This window comes from Bradyrhizobium canariense, from assembly GCF_019402665.1.
In the GTDB taxonomy this organism is placed as follows: domain Bacteria; phylum Pseudomonadota; class Alphaproteobacteria; order Rhizobiales; family Xanthobacteraceae; genus Bradyrhizobium; species Bradyrhizobium canariense.
The window spans coordinates 1-21,070 of sequence record NZ_VSST01000043.1 but is presented as its reverse complement, the minus strand read 5'-3'; the positions used below and the strand labels follow the sequence as shown (position 1 = coordinate 21,070).

Below are 21,070 nucleotides of genomic sequence, written 5' to 3'. Positions count from 1 at the left end.
ATTCGCATGCCGCTCTCGACCAGTTCCAACTTCGCGCGGCCCGACGACGCCTTTCGCGCCATCGTGGAGGCGCATCGTGGCTTCACCGACGAGCAAAGCGCCGATTTCGACGCGGCGCTGGTGCTGATCCTCGCCAATCACATCGGCGATATCGACGTGCTGCGGGAGGCGATTCTCCTCGCCAGGCGGCGCATGATCGACGGCCAGCAGCAACAACAACAGCAACAACAATAACCCCGAAGACTTGAAGGATGAATTGATGGCGAAGAACTTCGCATCCACCGGCGACCTCTCCGAAAAGAAGATTACCTTCTCGGAGATCGGCACCGATCTCTACGCCTTCACCGCGGAGGGCGATCCGAACACCGCGATCATCGTCGGCGACGACGGCTGCCTGGTGTTCGACGCGCAATCGACGCCGGCGATGGCGAACAAGGTGATCGAGCGCGTCCGTACCGTCACCGATAAGCCGATCAAATATGTCGTGCTGTCGCATTATCACGCCGTGCGCGTGCTCGGTGCCTCCGCCTACAAGGCGCAGGGCATCGTCGCCTCGCAGGAGACCTATCGCCTGATCGAGGAGCGCGGCCAGCAGGATTGGGATTCCGAGTATGGCCGCTTCCCGCGCCTGTTTCAGGACGCATCGAGCATTCCCGGCCTGACCTGGCCGACGCTGACCTTCGAAGGCGAGATGTCGATCTATCTCGGCAAGCGCGAGGTGCGCCTGATGCAGCTCGGCGCCGGCCACACCTCCGGCGACATCGTCGCCTGGGTGCCCGATGCCGAGGTGATGTTCTCCGGCGACCTGATCGAATACCATTCGGCCTGCTATTGCGGCGACGCGCATTTGCGCGAATGGCCGCTGACGCTGAACGAAATCCGCAACTTCAATCCCAAGGCGATCGCGCCGGGCCGCGGCGATGCGCTCAAAGGTGTTGCCACGGTGCGTGAAGCCATCGCGATGACGCGTGACTTCGTCACCTCGCTCTATGGCGCCGCCGAAATCTCGGTCGCCAAGGGCCGCACGCTGAAGGAATCGATGGCCGCGACGCGCGAGGTCATGGATCCGAAATTTTCGAGCTTCGCGATCTACGAGCACTGTCTGCCGTTCAACGTGTCGCGCGCCTTCGACGAGGCGTCGGGAATCGACGACCCCGTGATCTGGACCGACAAGCGCGACCAGGAGATGTGGGCCGCCCTGCAAGGAGGAGGATCATCATGAACATCAATACCTCGCCCGATCAGATCATTCGCAGCACGGCCCAGGTCACGCCGGGCTACATGTCCGGCTTTGGCAACAGTTTTGAGACCGAGGCGCTGCCGGGCGCGCTGCCGATCGGGCGCAACTCGCCGCAGCGCTGTGCCTACGGCCTCTATGCCGAGCAGCTCTCCGGCTCTCCCTTCACGGCGCCGCGCGGCAGCAACGAGCGCTCATGGCTTTATCGTATTCGCCCGTCGGTGAAACATTCGGGTCGCTTCGAGAAGGCCGACGGCGGCCTGTGGCGCTCGGCACCGTGCCATGAAAACGATCTGCCGATCGCGCAGTTGCGCTGGGATCCGGCGCCGATCCCGAAGGAGGACATGACTTTCCTTCAGGGCGTGCAGACCATGACCACCGCCGGTGACGTCAACACCCAGGCCGGCATGGCCGCCCATGTTTATCTGATCACCAAGTCGATGGTGGACCAGCACTTCTACAATGCCGACGGCGAGCTGATGTTCGTGCTGCAGCAGGGCAATCTTCGCATCGTCACCGAGTTCGGTCGGATCGATGCCGAGCCCGGCGAGATCGTGGTGATCCCGCGCGGCGTCAAGTTCCGGGTGGAGATTCCGAGCGGACCGGCGCGGGGCTATCTCTGCGAAAACTACGGCGGCGCCTTCACCCTGCCGGAGCGCGGGCCGATCGGCGCCAACTGCCTCGCCAATGCCCGCGACTTCCTGACGCCGGTCGCGCACTACGAGGACAAGGACACACCGACCGAGCTATTCGTGAAATGGGGCGGCGCACTGTTCAAGACGACGTTGCCGCACTCGCCGATCGACGTCGTCGCCTGGCACGGCAATTATGCGCCGTATAAATATGATCTGCGCAGCTTCTCGCCGGTCGGCGCGATCGGCTTCGATCATCCCGATCCCTCGATCTTCACCGTGCTGACCTCGCCGTCGGAGACCCCAGGCACGGCGAATATCGACTTCGTGATCTTCCCCGAGCGCTGGATGGTCGCCGACAACACCTTCCGCCCGCCGTGGTATCACATGAACATCATGAGCGAGTTCATGGGCCTGATCTACGGCGTCTACGACGCCAAGCCGCAAGGTTTCGTGCCGGGCGGCATGAGCCTGCACAATTGCATGCTGCCGCACGGCCCCGATCGCGACGCTTTCGAGCACGCCAGTAATGGCGAGCTGAAGCCGGTCAAGCTAACTGGCACCATGGCCTTCATGTTCGAGACCCGCTACGCGCAGCGCGTCACCGCGCACGCCGCGAATTCCGCGACGTTGCAGGACGACTACGCGGATTGCTGGAAGGGCCTGGAAAAGCGGTTCGATCCGAGCAAGCCGTAGCGATCTTCCCCTCTCCCCTTGTGGGAGAGGGTGGCTCGCCGCGTAGCGGCGAGACGGGTGAGGGGTCTGTCTCCGCGAACAAGCCTCTCTCATTCGGACACGCAGATACAACCCCTCATCCGGCGCCAAAGCCGAAGCTTGGCTTCGGCGTTCTCTTAAGTAACGGCGGCCAAAGGCCGCCTATGCCACCTTCTCCTGCAAGGGGAGAAGGAAAAAGGACCGAGTGAAAAAGTGACAACCCACCCCAACGATCCCAGCCTCCGCTCTTTCATCGACGTCGATCCCGCCTCCGACTTCCCGATCCAGAACCTGCCTTACGGCGTGTTCTCGACCGCGGCCAATCCGACTCAGCGCGTCGGCGTGGCGATCGGCGACTATGTGCTCGATCTCTGGGAACTCGAGCAGGATTCGCGGCTCGACGTCGGGCCGCTCGGCGTGTTCTCGACGCCGTCGCTCAATGCTTTCATGACGCTGGGACCAAAGGTCTGGGCGAAGACGCGGGCGCGGATCAGCGAGCTGTTGCGCCACGATCATCCCGAGCTGCGCGACAACGAGGAGCTGCGCAAGCAGGCTCTGGTGCCGATGCGCGATGCGAAACTGCATCTGCCATTCGCAGTCTCCGGCTACACCGATTTCTATTCGTCCAAGGAGCACGCCACCAACGTCGGCGTCATGTTCCGCGGCAAGGACAATGCGCTGCAGCCGAACTGGCTGCACATGCCGATCGCCTACAACGGCCGTGCCTCGACCGTCGTGGTCTCGGGCACCAAGGTGAAGCGTCCGCGCGGGCAGCTGAAGCCGCCCTCTGTCGAGGTGCCGAGCTTTGCGCCCTGCAAGCGGCTCGATTTCGAGCTGGAGATGGGCGTCGTGGTCGGGCAGCCTTCGCCCATGGGCGGGATGCTCACGGAGCAGCAGGCCGAGGAGATGATCTTCGGCTTCGTGCTGCTCAACGACTGGAGCGCGCGCGACATCCAGCAATGGGAGTATGTGCCGCTTGGCCCGTTCCTCGCCAAGGCGTTCGCGACCTCGATCAGCCCGTGGGTGGTGACGCGCGAGGCGCTGGAGCCGTTTCGTCTGAGCGGGCCGGAGCAGGAGCCGGTGCCGCTTGATTACCTCAAGCGGGGCAAGCCTCAGAACTACGATCTCGAGCTCGACGTCTCCTTGCGCGCCGCCGGCGCCAACGCGCCTTGCGGCATCAGCCGCACCAATTTCAAGTACATGTACTGGTCCTCGGTGCAGCAACTGATGCACCACGCCTCCTCCGGCTGCGCCATGAATGTCGGTGATCTCCTCGGCAGCGGCACCATCTCCGGCCCGGAGAAGAACCAGCGCGGCAGCCTGCTGGAGATCAGCTGGAACGGCACCGAGCCGGTCGAATTGCCCGGCGGCATCAAACGGACGTTCCTGGAAGACGGCGACAGCCTCGTCATGCGCGGCTGGTGCCAGGGCAAGGGCTATCGCGTCGGTTTTGGTGATGTCGAAGGGACGATTTTGCCGGCGGAGTAGGGCCGAGCTCTCCCCATATTCTCCGTCATTGCGAGGAGCCCTTGCGACGAAGCAATCCGGACTGCTTCCTCGGAGACAGTCTGGATTGCTTCGCTTCGCTCGCAATGACGGCGGGGAGGCAGCTCACCGCCTCTCCGGCGCCACGTCTTTGACCCGCGCGCAATGCGCCGCGACGTCCTCCAGGCTGTACTTCAGATGTACCCGCTTGTCCGACGGCGCCTGGTTGGTCGTGCACACGCCCGGTCGCCATTCCTGCGTTGGCCTGATCGGGCGCGGCGCAAAACCGCCGCCGCAGTTCGGGCAGACGTTGGAGAGTTTCGTCTCCACACAGTCCGCGCAGAACGTGCATTCATAGGAGCAGATCCGCGCATCGGTTGCGTTCGGGGGCAGGTCGCGGTCGCAATACTCGCAGTTCGGTCGAAGCTGGAGGGCCATAGTCGAATCTCCGCAGATTGACTGCGATCATCGCAGACAGCGCGTGGCGCGCGAATGCCGTAGTTCCCTCGATTTCAGCCAGCCTTCAATTCCTTCAGCGGCAGCCGCGTGCTCTCCTTCAGCCGGTCGAGCACGATCGAGGAGCGCACATGCGCCACGCTCTGGTGCGGCATCAGCACGTCGTTGACGAGATTGGAGAGACCCTTCAGATCGCGCAGCACGGCCTTGAGCACGTAGTCGGCGTCGCCGGTGAGCGAATACGCCTCCTGGATCTCGTCGATGCGGTTGACCAGAGCCCGAAACCGCTTGGAATTGTCCGGCGAGTGGGTCGCCAGCGTGACCTGGATGAAGGCGATCACGCCGAAGCCGAGCGCCTCGCTGGAGAGATCGGCATGATAGCCCGCGATCACCTTCTCCTCCTCCAGCCGCATCCGCCGCCGCGAGCATTGCGAGGCGGAGAGCCCGGCGAGGTCGGCGAGCTCCTGGTTGGTGAGGCGGCCGTCGTCCTGGAGCGCGGCAAGGATCTTGAGATCGAAGGCGTCCACCGGAATCATGCGTGTTTCATCCACTTCATGCACAGACTGTGCATATGTTAGTCAAAAGCCGTCTCATTTGCACGCCCCTTGCGCGTCCCATGAAGGATAGTTCCTTCCAGCAGCCATTTGGGAGAGCAGCATGGGTCCGTTTCCGCACGATGCACCGCCGGCCACGATCAGCGTCGACAATCCGATGGGCACCGACGGGTTCGAGTTCGTCGAATATGCGCATCCCGATCCGAAAGAGTTGCACGCGCTGTTCAAGCTGATGGGCTATGCGCCCGTCGCGCGTCACAGGACCAAGTCCATCACGGTCTATCGCCAGGGCGACATCAACTATCTCGTCAACGAGGAGCCCGGCACCCACGGCTTCGACTTCGTCGCCGCGCACGGCCCGTGCGCGCCGTCGATGGCGTTCCGCGTCGTCGATGCGAAGGCGGCCTATGGCCGCGCGATTTCGCTCGGCGCCGAACCTGCCGATGTGTCCTCCGCGCAGAAGACGCTCGATGTCCCCGCGATCAAGGGCATCGGCGGCAGCCTGCTCTACTTCGTCGATCGCTATGGCGCCAAGGGATCGGCCTATGACAGCGAGTTCGAATGGCTCGGCGTGCGCGATCCGCGTCCCGCCGGCGCCGGCCTGTTCTATCTCGATCACCTCACCCACAACGTCCATCGCGGCCGTATGGATGTCTGGACCGGCTTCTACGAGAAGCTCTTCAACTTCCGCCAGATCCGCTTCTTCGACATCGAGGGTCGCGCCTCGGGCCTGTTCTCGCGGGCGCTGACGAGCCCCGACGGCAAGATCCGGATTCCGATCAACGAGGACGCCGGCGATTCCGGCCAGATCGAGGAATATCTGAATATCTATCGCGGCGAAGGCATCCAGCACATCGCCTGCGGCTGCCGCGACATCCACCGCACCATCGAGGACTTGCGCGAAGCGGGCCTGCCCTTCATGCCGGCGCCGCCCGCGACCTATTTCGAGCGGATCGACGCGCGGCTGCCGAAGCATGGCGAGGACGTCGCGCGGCTTCAGAAAAACGGCATCCTGATCGACGGGGAGGGCGTGGTCGACGGCGGCCAGACCAAGGTGCTGCTGCAGATCTTCTCGGCCAATGCGATCGGCCCCATCTTCTTCGAGTTCATCCAGCGCAAGGGCGACGACGGTTTTGGCGAGGGTAATTTCAAGGCGCTGTTCGAGTCGATCGAGGAGGATCAGATCCGGCGTGGGGTGTTGAAGGTGGATGCGGCGTAGGCGCGCTACCTATAGGCACGCCGCAGCGTCAAACACAGCCGTCGTCCTGGCGAAAGCCAGGACCCATTACCCCATGGAGCGCTCGGTGGGCGGACTGGTAACTCCGAGTCTTCGTCAAACCACGTTTGGTGGCTATGGGTCCTGGCTTTCGCCAGGACGACCCGGAGTGTGATGCGACAGCGGAGGCCTTAACGCTCCGCCCACGCCCTCGTCACCGCGCCGATCTCGGCCACTTCCGGCTCTCGCACCGCCGATGGGGTCCGCGAAAAGCGTGGCGCCGGCGCCGGCTGCTTCACGCCGTGGCGCTCGACGAAGACGTTGCGGGCGACCATGTGCGGATGCTCGGTCGCTTCCGACATGGTCAGCACCGGCGCAAAGCAGATGTCGGTGCCTTCCATGATCTTGCACCAGTCCTCGCGCGTCTTGCTCTTGAATACCGTCTTCAATTTTTCCTTCAGCGCGGGCCAGGCCTTGCGGTCCATCTGCGCGTCGAAGTCGGCGTCGGTCAGGCCGGCGTGTTCGCGCAGCAACGCGTAGAACTGCGGCTCGATCGAGCCGATCGAGACGAAATGGCCGCAGGCACATTCGTAGACGCCGTAGAAATGCGCGCCGCCGTCGAGGAAGTTCTCGTTGCGGCCTTCGGTCCAGCGGCCGAGCGTGGTCATGTCGAAGAAGAACGACATCAGCGATGCCGCGCCGTCGCACATCGCGGCATCGACGACCTGGCCCTTGCCTGACCGCGAGGCCTCCAGCAGCGCCGCGAGCACGCCGACCACGAGGTAGAGCGCGCCGCCGCCGAAATCGCCGACCAAATTGAGCGGCGGCACCGGCGCTTCCTTCGTGCCGATCGCGGCGAGCGCGCCGGTGATGGAGATGTAGTTGATGTCGTGGCCGGCGGCGTTGGCGAGCGGGCCTTGCTGGCCCCAGCCGGTCATGCGGCCGTAGACCAGCTTTGGATTGCGCGCGAGCACCACGTCAGGCCCGAGGCCGAGCCGCTCCATCACGCCGGGACGAAAACCCTCGACCAGTGCGTCGGCATTCGCAAGCAGATCGAGCACCTCCGCGATCGCCGCCTTGTCCTTGAGGTCGAGCTCGACCACCTTGCGGCCGCGGCCTGCGACCGACTTCATGTTCTTCCTGGCGCCGACCCGATCGAGCGTGACGATTTCGGCGCCCATGTCGGCCAGCATCATGCAGGCGAACGGGCCTGGTCCAATGCCGGCGAATTCAACGATGCGGAAACCTGCGAGCGGGCCGGAGGTGCGGACGGAGGAGTTTTGGGCTGATTGATCGAGCACGTGTTTGTTTCCTCGGATCCAAGGCGCATATTGCCGATGGTCGGCAAGCGCCGAGGCGTTCCTCTGCGGGGCAAGTTAATTGGCCGATTAACTTTTCTCGCCTCCACGCCAGTGAGGCAAGCGCTTTTCACCCGCACGGCCAAATAAAACGGCGCGCACCGAAGTGCGCGCCGCGGAAAATTTGTGTTGAGGCGCTAAGGCGCGATGATCAGCGAGCGGCAGCCACCGCGCGCTGCGCCATCACCTTGATGAGGTTGGCGCGGTACTCCGCCGTTCCGTGGATGTCGGCCAGCAGATTGCTCGCCGAAATGCTCACGCTGTCGATCGCCGACGGCGACCAATTCGCCTTCAGCGCCGTTTCGATGGCCGGGACCCGCATCACGCCGCTTTGCGAGGCGCCGGTGGCGGCCACCCGAACCTCGCCCGACTTCGTCTGCGCGACGAACACGCCGGTCAGCGCGAAGCGAGACGCCGGGTGGCGCATCTTTTCGTAGCCTGCCTTCGCCGGAACCGGGAACGACACGGCGGTGATGAGCTCGCCGTCTTCCAGCGCCGTCGTGAACAGGCCCTGGAAGAAGTCATCCGCCGTAATCGACCGCTTGTTGGTCTTCACGGTGGCGCCGAGCGCGAGCAGCGCGGCCGGAAAATCCGCGGCAGGATCGTTGTTGGCGATCGAGCCGCCGATCGTGCCGCGATAGCGCACGGCGGGGTCCCCAAGCACCGAGGTAAGATAGGCGATTGCGGGGATCGCCTTCTTCACATCGGCATTCTGCATGATGTCGAAATAGGTCGTGCCGGCCTTGATGGTCAGCACGTCGCCTGAGAGCTCGACGCCCTGCAGCTCCTTGATCTTGCCGAGGTCGATGACGTCGGACGGACTGGCGAGGCGTTGCTTCATCACCGGCAGCAGCGTCTGGCCGCCGGCGAGGAACTTTGCTTCGCTGCTCTTGGAGAACAGGGCGACGGCTTCGTCAACCGAGGACGCGCGACGATAAACGGTCTGGTACATCTTCGTTCCTCCCTTAAGCCGCGTGGATCGTGCGCCACACCCGGTCCGGGGTTGCGGGCATTTCCAGATTGTTCTTGCCGATCGCATCCGTGATCGCGTTGATCACGGCCGCTGACGCGCCGATCGCGCCGGCCTCACCGCACCCTTTGATGCCGAGCGGATTGCCCGGGCACAGCGTCGTGGTGTGGGAGAGGTTGAACGAGGGAACGTCGTCGGCGCGCGGCATGGCGTAGTCCATGAACGAGGCCGTGACCGGCTGCCCGCTGGCGTCGTAGATCGCGTGCTCGAGCAACGCTTGTCCGATGCCTTGCACGAGACCGCCATGGACCTGGCCCTCGACGATCATCGGGTTGATCAGCCGGCCGAAATCGTCGGCCGCGACAAAGTTGACGAAAGACGTCTTGCCAGTGCCGGGATCGACCTCGAGCTCGCAGATATAGGTGCCGGCCGGGAAGGTGAAATTGGTCGGGTCGTAGAAGGCGCTTTCCTTCAGGCCCGGCTCCATCCCGTCAGGCAGATTGTGTGCGGTGTAGGCCGCGAGCGCGACCATCGGGAAGGCGATCGCCTTGTCGGTTCCGGCCACCTTGAACTCGCCGTTCTCGATGACGATGTCGCCTTCCGAAGCTTCCAGCGCATGCGCGGCGATCTTCTTGGCCTTGGATTCCATCTTCTCCATGGCTTTCAGGATCGCGGTGAGGCCAACGGCGGCCGAGCGCGAGCCGTAGGTGCCCATGCCGAACTGCACCTTGTCGGTGTCGCCGTGGACGATCGAGACCTGGCTGATGGGAACGCCGAGCCGCTCCGCGACGAGCTGGCAGAACGTGGTCTCGTGACCCTGGCCGTGGCTGTGCGATCCCGTCAGCACCTCGATGGTGCCGACCGGGTTGACGCGGACTTCGGCGGACTCCCAAAGACCGACGCCGGCGCCCAGGCTGCCGACGGCCTTCGACGGCGCGATGCCGCAGGCCTCGATGTAGCAGGACATGCCGATGCCACGCAGCTTGCCGTCGGCCTTCGCCTTGGCCTTGCGCCCGGCAAAGCCGGCATAGTCGATCGCCTTCATCGCGGCATCGAGCGAGGCATTAAAGTCGCCGGTGTCATAAGCCATGATCACCGGCGTCTGGTGCGGGAACTGGGTGATGAAGTTGGTCCGGCGCAGCGCGGCCGGATCGACCTTCAACTGCCGCGCCGCCGTCTCCATCAGACGTTCGATCAGATAGCTCGCCTCGGGGCGGCCTGCGCCGCGATAGGCGTCGACCGGCGTGGTGTTGGTGTAGACCCCGACCACCTCGGCATGGATCGCCGGGATGTTGTACTGGCCCGACAGCAGCGTCGCGTAGAGATAGGTCGGCACCGAGGACGAGAACAGCGACATGTAGGCGCCGAAATTGGCGTAGGTCTTCACCTTCAGCCCGGTGATCTTGTTGTTGGCGTCGAACGCCATCTCGGCATGGGTGACGTGGTCGCGGCCATGCGCATCGGTGAGGAAGGCCTCGGTCCGGTCGCCGGTCCATTTCACGGGACGGCCGACTTTCTTCGAGGCCCACAGCGCCACCATCTCTTCGGGGTAGATGAAGATCTTCGAGCCGAAGCCGCCGCCCACGTCGGGCGCGATCACGCGCAGCTTGTGCTCGGGGGCGATGTTGTAGAACGCCGACAGCACCAGGCGGGCGACGTGCGGATTCTGCGACGTCGTGTAGAGCGTGAAATGCTCTTCCGCCGAATCGTAGTCGGCGATCGCGGCGCGCGGCTCCATCGCGTTCGGCGCGAGGCGGTTGTTGGTGACGTCGAGCTTCACCACGTTGGCGGCCTTGGCGAAGGCGGCATCGGTGGCGCCCTCGTCGCCGATCACCCAGTCATAAACCTGGTTGCCGGGAGCTTCGGGATGCAGCTGCGGCGCGCCGGACTTGATCGCGGCGTGGACGTCGGCGACCGCGGGCAGCTCTTCGTAATTCACGACCACGGCTTCGGCCGCGTCGCGTGCGAGATTTTTGGTCTCGGCGATCACGACTGCGACGGCCTGGCCGACGAAGCGCACCGTCTCCGGCGCCATCGCCGGCCATGCGCCCATCTTCATCGGGCTGCCGTCCTTGGAGGTGATGGCCCAGCCGCAGATGAGGTTGCCGACCTTGTCGTCGACGATCTCCTGTCCCGTCAGCACCGCGACCACGCCCGGCATCTTCAGCGCGGCGGAGGAATCGATTCCCTTCACCTTGGCATGCGCGTGCGGGCTGCGGATGAAATGGGCATGGGTCATGCCCTGCAATTTGATGTCGTCGACGTAGCGGCCCTTGCCGGTAATGAAACGCTTGTCTTCCTTGCGCACGACGCGCGCGCCAATGCCTTCAACACCCATGTCTGGTCCTCCCGACCGGAATTTGTCTTGACCGCGCTTTCCCTCGAAAGCGGCGGCGATGGTTTTTGTTTCGAGGCGCGCCGATTACTCGGCCGCCTGCGAGACCTTCATGCGGCCTGCCGCGTCCAGTACGGCTTTGACGATGTTGTGGTAGCCGGTGCAGCGGCAGATATTGCCTTCGAGCTCGTGGCGGACGGTGGCCTCGTCGAGCTGGCCGCCATAGCGGTGCACGATGTCGATCGCTGACATGATCATGCCCGGCGTGCAATAGCCGCACTGCAGGCCGTGATTGTCGCGGAAGGCTGCCTGCATCGGGTGCAGCTCGTCGCCCTTGGCGATGCCTTCGATCGTGGTGATGCTGGCGCCGTCGGCCTGTCCCGCCAGCATGGTGCAGGATTTGACCGCCTTGCCGTCCATGTGGACGACGCAGGCGCCGCACTGGCTGGTGTCGCAGCCGACATGGGTTCCGGTGAGGTTGAGGTGGTCGCGCAGCAGCTGAACCAGCAGCGTGCGGTCCTCGACGTCGACGGCAACAGCCTTGCCGTTCACCGTCAGTTTGACTGTAGACACGTGAGTACCTCCCGAATGTTTATAGTTATTCCAATTAGAGACAGCGCGAACGGAAGTTTGCAACTGGGATTTTACAGGCGGCGCGTCATGGAAAGGTCATCGTGACGGTTGTCGCGGGTGGGCGATTCGGTCGCGATGCCCCGTGCCGCCGCCAGCGCGTGGCGCGACTTTGCAAGGAGCCTTCGAAAACGATGCACGCTTCGGTCAGCGGCGGGCTTAATTCAACCGCCGGTGCGAGGCGCTGGTCCTGGACGTGGGGTCCTCGCGCGTCATGTCTCCCTTTGATGTCTTGTTCGTTGACATGAATAGGAGCACGCGCTTGCGCCATTGTAATCGCGATCTTGGTAGTAGACGGCGGCAAGCTAAGTCATTGATTTTGTTCGTGGCCGTGCAGCGCAGCTGTGCTGGCCCGATGCCGGCGGCGAGCCGTGCCGGCCGGGGCGCCCAGGACTGCGACCGTGGGGCTGAAGGTCGGTCCGGTGAAGGCGCCGCGCGGGCGGCGTCGCGGGCTTTGCCAAGGTCGGGCCACGGTCCGGCTGGAAACGATCGCCCGACGTCACCATCCTGCACGACGAGGCCGACGCGCAGACCGGCGGCAAGCTCGCACATCTCGGCGCGCGGCTGACCGACTCGACCTCGCGAAAACTTGCCGCGAACGTCTTCGAAAAATTTGCGGTGGTGGTAGCGCCATCATCGTGACAGACGGACGCGAAGCCGGATGGGAGTGGCCCGATTGCGGCGCGGTGCGCCTAAATCCGACGGCTCGTTTCGAGCTGCAAGCAGGGGCAAGACGCAAGCCTGAACAACGAGATGAGCGGCGCAACTCGCTAATGATCCGCACTACTACCTTCCGCCTATACTAAGCGCGAAACGGCGATGCTGTAATTTCAAACGATGGCTCGCAGACAAACTGCGCATCACGAGCGCAGCGCGCTCAAGCGCCCAACATGGCGTGCACAACAACATCGCGGAGGGAATACATGACCTTTGGAACGAAGGGCTTCTTGGCTGGCATCTCGATGATTGCGATGCTCGCCGCCGCTACGCCGGGCGTTCGCGCCAACGACTCCCTGCTCAAGGCGCAATCCGATTCGAACCAGTGGGCCGTTGCCGGCCACGACTACGGCAACACGCGCTTCAGCCCGCTGAAGCAGATCAACACCGAGAACGCCGGCAAGCTGACGCTCGCCTATTCGTTCTCGCTGGCGTCGCTGCGTTCGAACGAATCCTCGCCGATCGTCGTCGGCAACACGCTCTTTGTTTCGAGCTCCTGGGGCCCGAAATATGTCTACGCGCTCGATGCCGCCACCGGCGCGCGCAAGTGGACCTACGAGCCCGATATTCCCGAGGACGTGCTGCAATACGCCTGCTGCGATGTGAACAATCGCGGCGTCTCCTATGCCGACGGCAAGATCTTCGTCGGTCGCCTCGACGGCAAGCTGACGGCGCTCGATGCCGCGACCGGCAAGTCGCTGTGGACGACGAAGGTGGTCGACTACAAGCAGGGTTCGGTCATCACCTCGCCGCCGCTCGTCGTGCGCGACAAGGTCATCACCGGGTTCGGCGGCGGCGAATACGGCGTACGCGGCTCGCTCCAGGCCTTCGACATCGGCACCGGCAAGCAGTTGTGGCAGACCTATACCGTTCCGTCGCCGGATGAGCCCGGCGGCGACACCTGGAAGGGCGACTCCGCCCAGCATGGCGGCGGCGCGCCCTGGCTGGTCGGCTCCTACGATCCGAAGACCGACACGGTTTATTGGGGCACCAGCAATCCTGGACCCTGGAATACGGCGGTGCGCTCGACCGGCGACGGCAATTTCGGCAAGCTGACCAACCTCTACACCGCCTCGACGGTGGCGTTCGATCCCAACACCGGCAAGATCAAGTGGCACATCCAGACCACGCCGGCCGATGCCTGGGACTATGACGGCGTCAACGAAGCCGTGCTCGCGGATCTGAAGATCGACGGCAGCACCGTTCCGGCGCTGATGAAGGCGGATCGCAACGGCTACTTCTTCGTCGCCAACCGCGAGACCGGCAAGGTGCTTTCGGCGGAGAAATACGTGTTCTCCAACTGGGCCAAGAAGTGGGACGTCGCCACGATGCGCGCGGTCGAGGATCCCGACAAGCGTCCCGGGCCGAATCATCCCGCCAAGGACATCTGCCCGAACCTGATCGGCGGCAAGAACTGGCAGCCGATGTCGTTCAATCCGCAGACCGGTCTCGTCTACATCCCGTCCAACAACGTCTGCATGGACTGGTCGGTCTCGGACGTCGCCTACAAGCGCGGTGTGTTCTATCTCGGCGCCGAATTCCCGACCAAGGAAGGTCCCGGCGGCTTCCTCGGCGAGCTCGTGGCCTGGGACCCGGTCGCGCAGAAGAAGGTCTGGTCGATCAAGGAAGACCTGCCCTTCAACGGCGGCACGCTGACCACCGGCGGTGGCCTCGTGTTTGCCGGCAACATCCATGGCGATTTCCGCGCCATCGATGCGAAGTCCGGCAAGGTGTTGTGGAGCAAGAATCTCGGCTCCGGCATCGGCGCAGGTCCGGTGACCTATCAGGTCGACGGCAAGCAATATGTCGCCATCGTCGTCGGCCGCACCGCTGCGCTGCCGGCGTTCCTGGGCGAGATAGGAAAGAAGATGACGGCCGCAGCCCCCGAGGGCGGTTCGCTCTTCGTGTTCTCCGTCCAGTGAGCACTCGCGCGCGCATCCTCGAGGTGACGGGATACGCGCGCGCCTTTTCCTGACACGAGCTGCGGCATCGGCCGATGCCTGGTGCCGCAGCGCCTGGCTCAACAGAGCTCCGGCCCAATCAAGAGCTACGGGAGACGAGGATGCGTCCGAATCGTTCTGGCATCGGTGCGAGCCGAAATCGCGCCATCGCAGGTCTGCTCGCATGTGCCGCCGCGCTGGTGGTTCCCGCCTTGCTGCATGCGGACGAGGCGCAGCCGCTGCGTCTCTGCGCCGACCCGACCAATCTTCCATTCTCAAGCGATAATCCGTCTCAGCCGGGCTTCTATGTCGAGATCGGGCAGGCCCTGGCGCAGGCGCTCGGCCGGCCGGTCGCCTACGACTGGTACAAATCCTATTTCGGCAAGCGCACCGTGCGTGTCACGCTGCTCGGCAAGCAATGCGACGCCATGATCGGGCTGCCGCGGTCCGAGGATTTCATGGGACCGGCCGTGATCTTCTCCGGCACGGTCGCGAAGGAGGGCTATGGCCTCGTGGCGGCCAAGGGGCAGGTGCTCAACAGCCTCGACAGCCTCCACGGCAAGCGTGTTGCCGTGCAGTTCGCCAGCACGCCGCAAAACCTGCTCGCGAGCCGCGCCGACATCCGGATGGTGACGGTGCTGTCGCCCGAGGAAGGCATGCAGGCGCTCGATCAGGGCAAGGCCGACGTCGCCTTCATCTGGGGCCCGGTCGCCGGCTGGCTGAACAAGACCAGCTACAATGATCGCTATCAGATTCAGCTCACCGAGGGCGAAGGCCTGTCATGGGATGCGGCGATCGGCTTTGCGAAGACATCCACCGAGCTGCGTGATCGCGTCGATGCCGTCCTGCCGCAGCTTCAGGCCACGATCGGCGCGCTCGCGGTCAAATATGGCTTGCCGACCGGCCAGCCGGCTCGCTTCGGTGCGGCCCCAGCGATGCCGGCGGGAACGACCATCGGGGCCGGGCCCGGCGCGACGCAGACCGCCAGTGTGGTCGCCACCGAGACCAAGGGCGACGCGCCCGGCACCGAGGCCGTCGGTTCGGGCAAGGAGATATTCAACGGAACCTGTGCGCACTGCCACGGTCCGGACGCGATCCAGAGCGAGCGGAAGATCGACCTGCGGCTGCTGCGTCATCGCTACGGTGACGATATGCGCGAGAAATTCTGGACCACCGTGCATGAGGGGCGGCCGACCAAGGGTATGCCGGCCTGGAAAGAGGTCTTCACCGACGATCAGTTCGACCACATCTTTTCCTTCCTGCTGACGGTCCAATCCGACTCGAACGACTGAGCGATCTTGACCGAGCGCGATCGGGAGGATGTGGTAGCGTCCGTCCGGCATCATCCCGGCGCCGGACGGCGATCGCATGGATGTGCCGCTTCCGCCGCCGCGGCAGGTGCGCGTGCGATGCAGTGTTGGGAAGGCGCCATGACCAGCTTCCTGATCATCGACGATCATCCGCTGTTTCGCGAGGCGCTCGGCAATGCGGTGCGGCTGGCCTTGCCGGAAGCGCGGATCTTCGAAGCGATGTCGATCGCGGATGCGCTGCATATCCTGTCGGCCGAGCAGGGTATCGACCTTGCGCTGCTCGATCTTTCGCTGCCGGACGCGACCGGCTTCTCCGGCTTTCTGCGCTTGCGCGAGGCCTTTCCGCGCCTGCCGGTCGCCATCGTGTCGAGCGAGGAGGACCAGCGCGTCGTCCGCGAGGCGCTGGCGCTGGGTGCCGCCGGATATCTGCCCAAGTCGACGTCGAAGCGTGAGCTGGCGCAATCGATCGAGGGCGTGCTGAGCGGGTCGGTGTCGGTGCCGAAGGATTTCGTGGCGACGCCGCAGCGGCGGGCCGAGGCCAGCAAGGCGCTCGAGGTCAAGCTGCACGAGCTCACGCCGCAGCAGCTTCGCGTGCTCGACCTCCTGCGTCGCGGCTATCCGAACCGCCAGATCGCCCAGGAGCTTCAGCTCGCGGAATCCACGGTGAAGGCGCATATCACCGAGATCCTGCGCAAGCTCGGCCTGTTCAGCCGCAACAAGGCGATCATCGAAATCGGCAAGATGGAGCTGCCCGATCCGCGCAGCCGGCCTTATGCGCGGCCCGATCGCGGCAGGTCGCAATGACGCGCAGTGTCGTTCTTGACCTGGATCAAGCCGGCTTGGCGGTGCCGAGCCATTCTCAACGCGTTCAATTCGACGCCGGCCCTGGCGGCCTCCTGGGCGAGGTCTTCAGCAAGGTCTTCACAATGGCTCTTACGTGATGCGATTTCTGATCGTCGAGGACCATCCGCTGTTTCGCGAGGCGCTCGAAGGCGCGCTCCGGATGGTGGCGCCCGCGGCCGATATTGTTCAGGCGACGTCGATCGACGGCGCGCTGGAGCAGATCGCGGCGAGCACCGAACTCGACCTGATCCTGCTCGATCTGTCGATGCCGGGCACCACGGGTCTTTCGGGCATCATCCGCATCCGCAAGGCGTTTCCAAAAATTCCCGTCGTCATCGTATCCGGACATCAGGATCGGCAGATCGTGTCCGGCGCGTTGTCGCTCGGCGTGTCCGGCTACATCCCCAAATCGTCGTCCAAGCAGGAGCTGGCACAGTCGATCGGCGAGGTGCTGCGCGGCTCGGTCTGTGTTCCCGCCGCCTATCGCGGACGGGCCCGGCCGCAACGGGCGTCCGGCCCCGCGCAGGATCTCCTGAAGCGCCTGCACGAGCTGACGCCGCAGCAATTGCGCGTGCTCGAAATGCTCCAGCGCGGCCTGCAAAACAAGCAGATCGCCTACGAGCTGACGATTTCGGAGACCACGGTGAAGGTCCACGTCTCCGAGATCCTGCGCAAGCTCAACGTGCTCAGCCGCACCAAGGCGATCGTTGAAATGTCCAGGATCGACTTCGCGACGCTGGCAGCCGAGGGCCCCACGGTCCGGCGCGAGGCGGCACAGCCCGATCCATCCGCGCGGGACTAGCTCAGCAGGAACGATAGCAGCGCCCGCATCTCGGCGGGCTTGATCGGCTTCTTCAGCACTTCGAGGCCGTGGCGGCTCGCTTCCTTTGCAGCCTTGTCGGAGTAGTCGGCGGTGATGATCATGGCCGGCGTGTCGAGCTTCAGATGCTGTCGGACGTCGGCGATGGCCGACAGGCCGCTCTCGCCGTGATCGAGGTGCAGATCGGCGATCACGGCATCCGGCGCGCCGCCGAGCTCGCTGAGGCGCAGCAGCGCATCGGCAGCCGAGCGCGTGGTCGCGACGTCGCAGCCCCAACCTTCCAGCAGCGCGGCCATCGCCTCCGAGCCGTTCGGGTCGTTCTCGATCAGCAGGATCTTGGCGCCTTCGAGCCCGCTATAGTGCCGCTCGTCGAGCTTGATCTCGTGCACCTCGTCGCCGACCTCCGCGAGGTCGGTCGGCTCCAGCTCCAGGGTGAAGGTCGATCCTTTGCCGATCCGGGACGACAACTGCACCCCGTGACCGAGCACGGTTGCGAAACGGCGGACGATGGAGAGGCCGAGCCCGAAGCCGGCCTGGTCGGTCGCGGTTGCTTCGCCGCGCTGGAATTCGCGGAAGATTGCCTCCTGCTGCGCCTGCGCAATTCCAGGCCCGGTGTCGGAGACCTGGACGCAGATGCGGTCGCCCCGCAGCCGGCATCCCATGACGACACCGCCGCTGCGGGTATAGCGGATCGCATTGGCAAGCAGATTCTGAAGGATCCGTCGCAGCATCATCGCATCCGACCTCACCGCGTGCGGTGAGGTGCGGATGTGCAGGGCAAGCCCCTGCCGCGCCGCGACCGGCTCGAATTCGTTGCGAAGCTGCTCGAACAGGGGCGCCAGCGCGATGGCGCGCACGTCGGGCTTGAGTGCGCCGGCGTCGAGCTTTGCGATCTCCAGCAGCGACCGCAGCAGGTCCTCCAGCATCAGCAGCGAGCGGTCGGCCTGGTCGATCAGCAGGCCCGCTTCCTGCGACTCCATCATTTCGGTCAGCGCCGACAGCGTCAGCCGCGCCGCGTTGAGCGGCTGCAACAGGTCGTGGGTAACCGAGATCAGCACCGATGATTTCAGCGAGCTTGCGGCTTCAGCCTGTTGCTTGGCGCGGTAGAGCTCTTCATTGGCGCGCTCGACCGAATGCAGCGCCCCGCGCAACTGGTGAGTCCGGTCGCGAACCTTGTGGTCGAGCGCAATCGCAGTCTCGAACAGCGAGAAGGCGTTGAGCTGCTGGTCCATCGAGCGCTCGACGCGCGACATCAGGGCGGCGTTGATCTTCTTCAGCTTCGCCGCCTCGCGCCGCAACTGGTCGGTCGCATCAGGGCCCTGCCACATGTCCGTCACGACGGGCGCCTTCCGATCGCGACGCCGGTGAAGGTCTGGTTCACATGCATGGAGCCGAACTGCTCGCCATAGGTGTGAAAGCCGACGACTCGGTTCTGCCGGTACAGTTCGGACATGTCGCGGGTGAGCTGGTGCTGCTCGGCGTCGAGCCGCCGGAGCAGGCACTCGAAGCCGATATAGAGCGAGACCTCTCCGATCTGGTCGCGGATTTCGGTGAAGGTGTCGCGGGTCGAGCCGACCAGGCTGCGCGACGTCGCCGCCGTCAGCACCATGCCTTCGTCGATGGCGCAGAAGAAATGCAAGGAGCCGTCCGGTTCGACGCGCTGGATCGACCGCGCGTAATAGGCGCCGCCGACCCGCACCAGCACCGGGTGGGACGCGAAGGAGAACGGATCGAGCTTGGCGTCCAGGATCCCGACCATGCGCGAATATTCCTCGGCCGCTGGCTCCGCGTTCAGCTCCCTGACCGTTCGATTTTCGATGTCGGCTTCGGTGACCACCATCTTCTGCGGACTGGGCTCGAAATTGTCGCACTTGAAAACCCGGAACGGCAGCGAGGTGTTCAACAGGATCAGGAGGGCGGCATTGGTGTGTGCCGTGCCGTCGCAGAACACCCAGGTCTTCTCGAAGCGCATCCCGTCACCCGCGGAGCCGCCGACAACCGGAATGTCGTCGAGCGAGGCATAGATCGCGGACATAACTGCCTCTTCGCGGCGGCACAGGCCGTCGATCAACACCAGGCCGAAGGCATTGCAGCGATCGACTTGCGGGGTGATCCGCAACAGCTCGTGCCGGAGCTCGCCGCCGATTCTGCGGCCGTCCTCGACGCGGAAACTGTCGAGGTTGAAAATCGGCCGCACCGCGGCCGAGAAATCGGCACGGCTGAACGCGAGCGCCACGACGCTGTTCTCGTCCCAGCCGTCAGGGGCGAGCTCGCCCGCGGTCGTGCAACCGCAGATCCGGGTCTCATCGAACTGCCGGGTGATCTCGGCGATGAAGTGATGGGGGTCGTAGCGGGGCGAGAGGAAAACCAGAATCAGCGCCAGCTCGTCGGACGGGAGCTGGGCGACGAGCTCGGCCACGGCTTCATTGACGCTCGCAGCCTTCGATTTGGCAACGGCAACGCCAGACGCACCGCCAAACCGAAAATCGGTTTGCCCCACTCGTTTCTCCCCTCGAGGACCAGCCCGGTCTAACGCCAAGTGCCTGATAAGTGTCCGACAAGTTCCCCAAGAGTAAGGCGCTTTCCGGTTGGCCGCAACACGGCCCCTCGGCCCGGCAAGGCTGAACGAGCGCCGGGAGGACGGATAGTCTCGCCACCCGGGGTGCAGGCCGGCTGGATTTACCGCCTCTTGACGTTTCTGCCTTAATTTTCCGCACAGGTTCGGGAAGGGCTGCTTCCGGGCCGGCTGAGCGTTGCAAGAACAGAGGGTTGGGGGTGGGAATGTCCGGACGTATCGCGTCTTCGTCGAAGCGCACCATAATGCCGACCCTCAGGTTCCGCGCCAAGATCATTCTGGGCTTTGCCGCCGTGCTGGTGATCTCCGCCGGCAGCATGGCTTTCTCCTATTTTGGCTTCGAGCGGGTCTCGTCCGGGGTCGGGTCCTACCGCAGCAGCGTCACCGAGGCCGATCTCGCCCGTAATATCGACCGGGAGCTGCTCGCCTATCGCTCGGCCGTCAAATATTTCGTCGTCACCGGCAAGGAGGACGACGCCAAGACGGCGCTGGACGCGGAGACCGGCCTGAAGAGCGCCATCGACCAGGCGGTCAAGAGCGCCAAGAAGCCGGCGCGCCAGGAGAGCCTGGGCAAGCTCGCCAAGGAGTTCTCCAACTTCTCCGCGACCTTCGCAAAAGTCCTCCAGGCCAAGCGTGACAGCGCGCTGCTGGTGCAGAACCAGCTCATGCGCAACGCCAACCTCCTGAAATACAAGCTCGACGACATCGGCAACAATGCCTCCGATTCCGAGGCGCAGGCGATCGAGTTCGGGACCAAGCAGGTCAATGCCCAATTCCAGACCGCGAACGCGGCGGCGACCAATTTCGTGCTGACATCCGATCAGGCGATTGCGACCAGCGCGCTGGCGCGGCTGAAATTCGTCGAGAACTCGCTCGGCGCGGTTTATTCCATGGACGACAAGATCGTCGCCGGCCTGAAGGATGCCAAGGGATTACTCGGTGCCTATCGGGAATCGCTGGAGAAACTGATCGCCAATGCCAAGATGATCGACGATCTCGTCACCGAGATGAGCGGTTCGGCCGGCGCGATCCTTCAGGGTGCTACCGCCATGAAGGCGGACCTCGTTGCCGAACAGCAGCGGCTGGAGTCCGAATCGGAAGCGACGATCGGGAAGACCGAGCAACTGGTGCTGATGCTGGCCGTCGGCGGCACGCTGCTCGGCGCGGTCCTCGCTTTCCTGCTCGGCACCGGCATTTCGCGTCCGATGATCGCGATGTGCAAGGCGATGCGCGAGCTTGCCGCGGGTAATTTCGATGTCGTGCTGCCGGGCCTGGGCC

General features: G+C 64.3%; 18 protein-coding genes. 10 read left to right on the top strand and 8 right to left on the bottom strand.

Annotation, left to right across the window (positions count from 1 at the left end):
• Positions 1–6: 6 nt before the first annotated feature.
• The 4 genes from FXB41_RS23280 (at position 7) to fahA (ending at position 4,071) form a co-directional block, all read left to right on the top strand.
• Complete coding sequence (locus tag FXB41_RS23280; protein WP_219683359.1) at positions 7–234, top strand: DUF2783 domain-containing protein; 228 nt, start codon at positions 7–9, stop codon at positions 232–234.
• 25 nt (positions 235–259) lie between these two features.
• The gene (locus tag FXB41_RS23275) at positions 260–1,222 is read left to right on the top strand and encodes an MBL fold metallo-hydrolase (RefSeq protein ID WP_007599044.1); all 963 of its coding nucleotides are present in this window, start codon (positions 260–262) and stop codon (positions 1,220–1,222) included.
• A complete protein-coding gene (gene hmgA, locus FXB41_RS23270) occupies positions 1,219–2,565 on the top strand; it encodes a homogentisate 1,2-dioxygenase (protein WP_007599045.1) in 1,347 nt (448 codons plus the stop codon). The genes FXB41_RS23275 and hmgA overlap by 4 nt, the downstream gene beginning before the upstream one ends.
• Positions 2,566–2,796: 231 nt before the next feature.
• Positions 2,797–4,071 (top strand): fumarylacetoacetase, encoded by a 1,275-nt coding sequence (gene fahA, locus FXB41_RS23265; protein WP_219683358.1) that lies wholly within the window; start codon positions 2,797–2,799, stop codon positions 4,069–4,071.
• Positions 4,072–4,194: 123 nt separating this feature from the next.
• On the opposite strand, the gene FXB41_RS23260 is transcribed toward fahA, so the two are convergent.
• Positions 4,195–4,506 carry a DUF1272 domain-containing protein gene (locus tag FXB41_RS23260; protein ID WP_219683357.1) on the bottom strand — a complete coding sequence of 104 codons (312 nt, stop codon included), beginning with the start codon at positions 4,504–4,506 and terminating at the stop codon, positions 4,195–4,197.
• Positions 4,507–4,580: 74 nt separating this feature from the next.
• Positions 4,581–5,060, bottom strand: a complete 480-nt coding sequence (locus FXB41_RS23255) for an Lrp/AsnC family transcriptional regulator (protein WP_007604464.1) — start codon at positions 5,058–5,060, stop codon at positions 4,581–4,583.
• Between the two features lie 121 nt (positions 5,061–5,181).
• Between FXB41_RS23255 and hppD the strand changes: the two genes are divergently transcribed.
• Complete coding sequence (gene hppD / locus FXB41_RS23250) at positions 5,182–6,297, top strand: 4-hydroxyphenylpyruvate dioxygenase (protein ID WP_219683356.1); 1,116 nt, start codon at positions 5,182–5,184, stop codon at positions 6,295–6,297.
• A gap of 188 nt (positions 6,298–6,485) precedes the next feature.
• Here hppD and FXB41_RS23245 read toward each other — a convergent pair whose 3' ends face one another.
• From FXB41_RS23245 to FXB41_RS23230, 4 genes are all read right to left on the bottom strand, one after another.
• Positions 6,486–7,595 (bottom strand): CaiB/BaiF CoA transferase family protein, encoded by a 1,110-nt coding sequence (locus tag FXB41_RS23245; RefSeq protein ID WP_219683355.1) that lies wholly within the window; start codon positions 7,593–7,595, stop codon positions 6,486–6,488.
• Positions 7,596–7,803: 208 nt separating this feature from the next.
• Positions 7,804–8,604, bottom strand: coding sequence for an FAD binding domain-containing protein (locus FXB41_RS23240; protein WP_219683354.1), 801 nt, complete (start codon positions 8,602–8,604; stop codon positions 7,804–7,806).
• Positions 8,605–8,617: 13 nt separating this feature from the next.
• The gene (locus tag FXB41_RS23235; RefSeq protein WP_219683353.1) at positions 8,618–10,960 is read right to left on the bottom strand and encodes a xanthine dehydrogenase family protein molybdopterin-binding subunit; all 2,343 of its coding nucleotides are present in this window, start codon (positions 10,958–10,960) and stop codon (positions 8,618–8,620) included.
• A gap of 84 nt (positions 10,961–11,044) precedes the next feature.
• Positions 11,045–11,530 (bottom strand): (2Fe-2S)-binding protein, encoded by a 486-nt coding sequence (locus tag FXB41_RS23230; RefSeq protein ID WP_007599059.1) that lies wholly within the window; start codon positions 11,528–11,530, stop codon positions 11,045–11,047.
• A gap of 980 nt (positions 11,531–12,510) precedes the next feature.
• On the opposite strand from FXB41_RS23230, the gene FXB41_RS23220 reads away from it, so the two are divergent.
• From FXB41_RS23220 to FXB41_RS23205, 4 genes are all read left to right on the top strand, one after another.
• On the top strand, positions 12,511–14,226 hold the full coding sequence (locus FXB41_RS23220; RefSeq protein ID WP_246649093.1) for a PQQ-dependent methanol/ethanol family dehydrogenase: 1,716 nt from the start codon (positions 12,511–12,513) through the stop codon (positions 14,224–14,226).
• A 140-nt stretch (positions 14,227–14,366) separates the two neighbouring features.
• Positions 14,367–15,536 carry a c-type cytochrome gene (locus FXB41_RS23215; protein ID WP_219683352.1) on the top strand — a complete coding sequence of 390 codons (1,170 nt, stop codon included), beginning with the start codon at positions 14,367–14,369 and terminating at the stop codon, positions 15,534–15,536.
• Positions 15,537–15,674: 138 nt separating this feature from the next.
• Positions 15,675–16,358: a response regulator gene (locus FXB41_RS23210; RefSeq protein WP_035995389.1), complete on the top strand. Its 684-nt coding sequence runs from the start codon at positions 15,675–15,677 to the stop codon at positions 16,356–16,358.
• Positions 16,359–16,494: 136 nt separating this feature from the next.
• Positions 16,495–17,199 carry a response regulator gene (locus tag FXB41_RS23205; protein ID WP_219683351.1) on the top strand — a complete coding sequence of 235 codons (705 nt, stop codon included), beginning with the start codon at positions 16,495–16,497 and terminating at the stop codon, positions 17,197–17,199.
• Here FXB41_RS23205 and FXB41_RS23200 read toward each other — a convergent pair.
• Both FXB41_RS23200 and FXB41_RS23195 read right to left on the bottom strand, forming a co-directional pair.
• Positions 17,196–18,545: a hybrid sensor histidine kinase/response regulator gene (locus FXB41_RS23200; RefSeq protein ID WP_219683387.1), complete on the bottom strand. Its 1,350-nt coding sequence runs from the start codon at positions 18,543–18,545 to the stop codon at positions 17,196–17,198. The two genes, FXB41_RS23205 and FXB41_RS23200, sit on opposite strands and share 4 nt — an antisense overlap.
• A 5-nt stretch (positions 18,546–18,550) precedes the next feature.
• Positions 18,551–19,717: an FIST N-terminal domain-containing protein gene (locus FXB41_RS23195; RefSeq protein ID WP_219683350.1), complete on the bottom strand. Its 1,167-nt coding sequence runs from the start codon at positions 19,715–19,717 to the stop codon at positions 18,551–18,553.
• Positions 19,718–20,037: 320 nt separating this feature from the next.
• Here FXB41_RS23195 and FXB41_RS23190 point away from each other — a divergent pair.
• Positions 20,038–21,070: CHASE3 domain-containing protein (locus FXB41_RS23190; RefSeq protein ID WP_512699621.1), on the top strand; the 1,033-nt coding region annotated here is incomplete at its 3' end.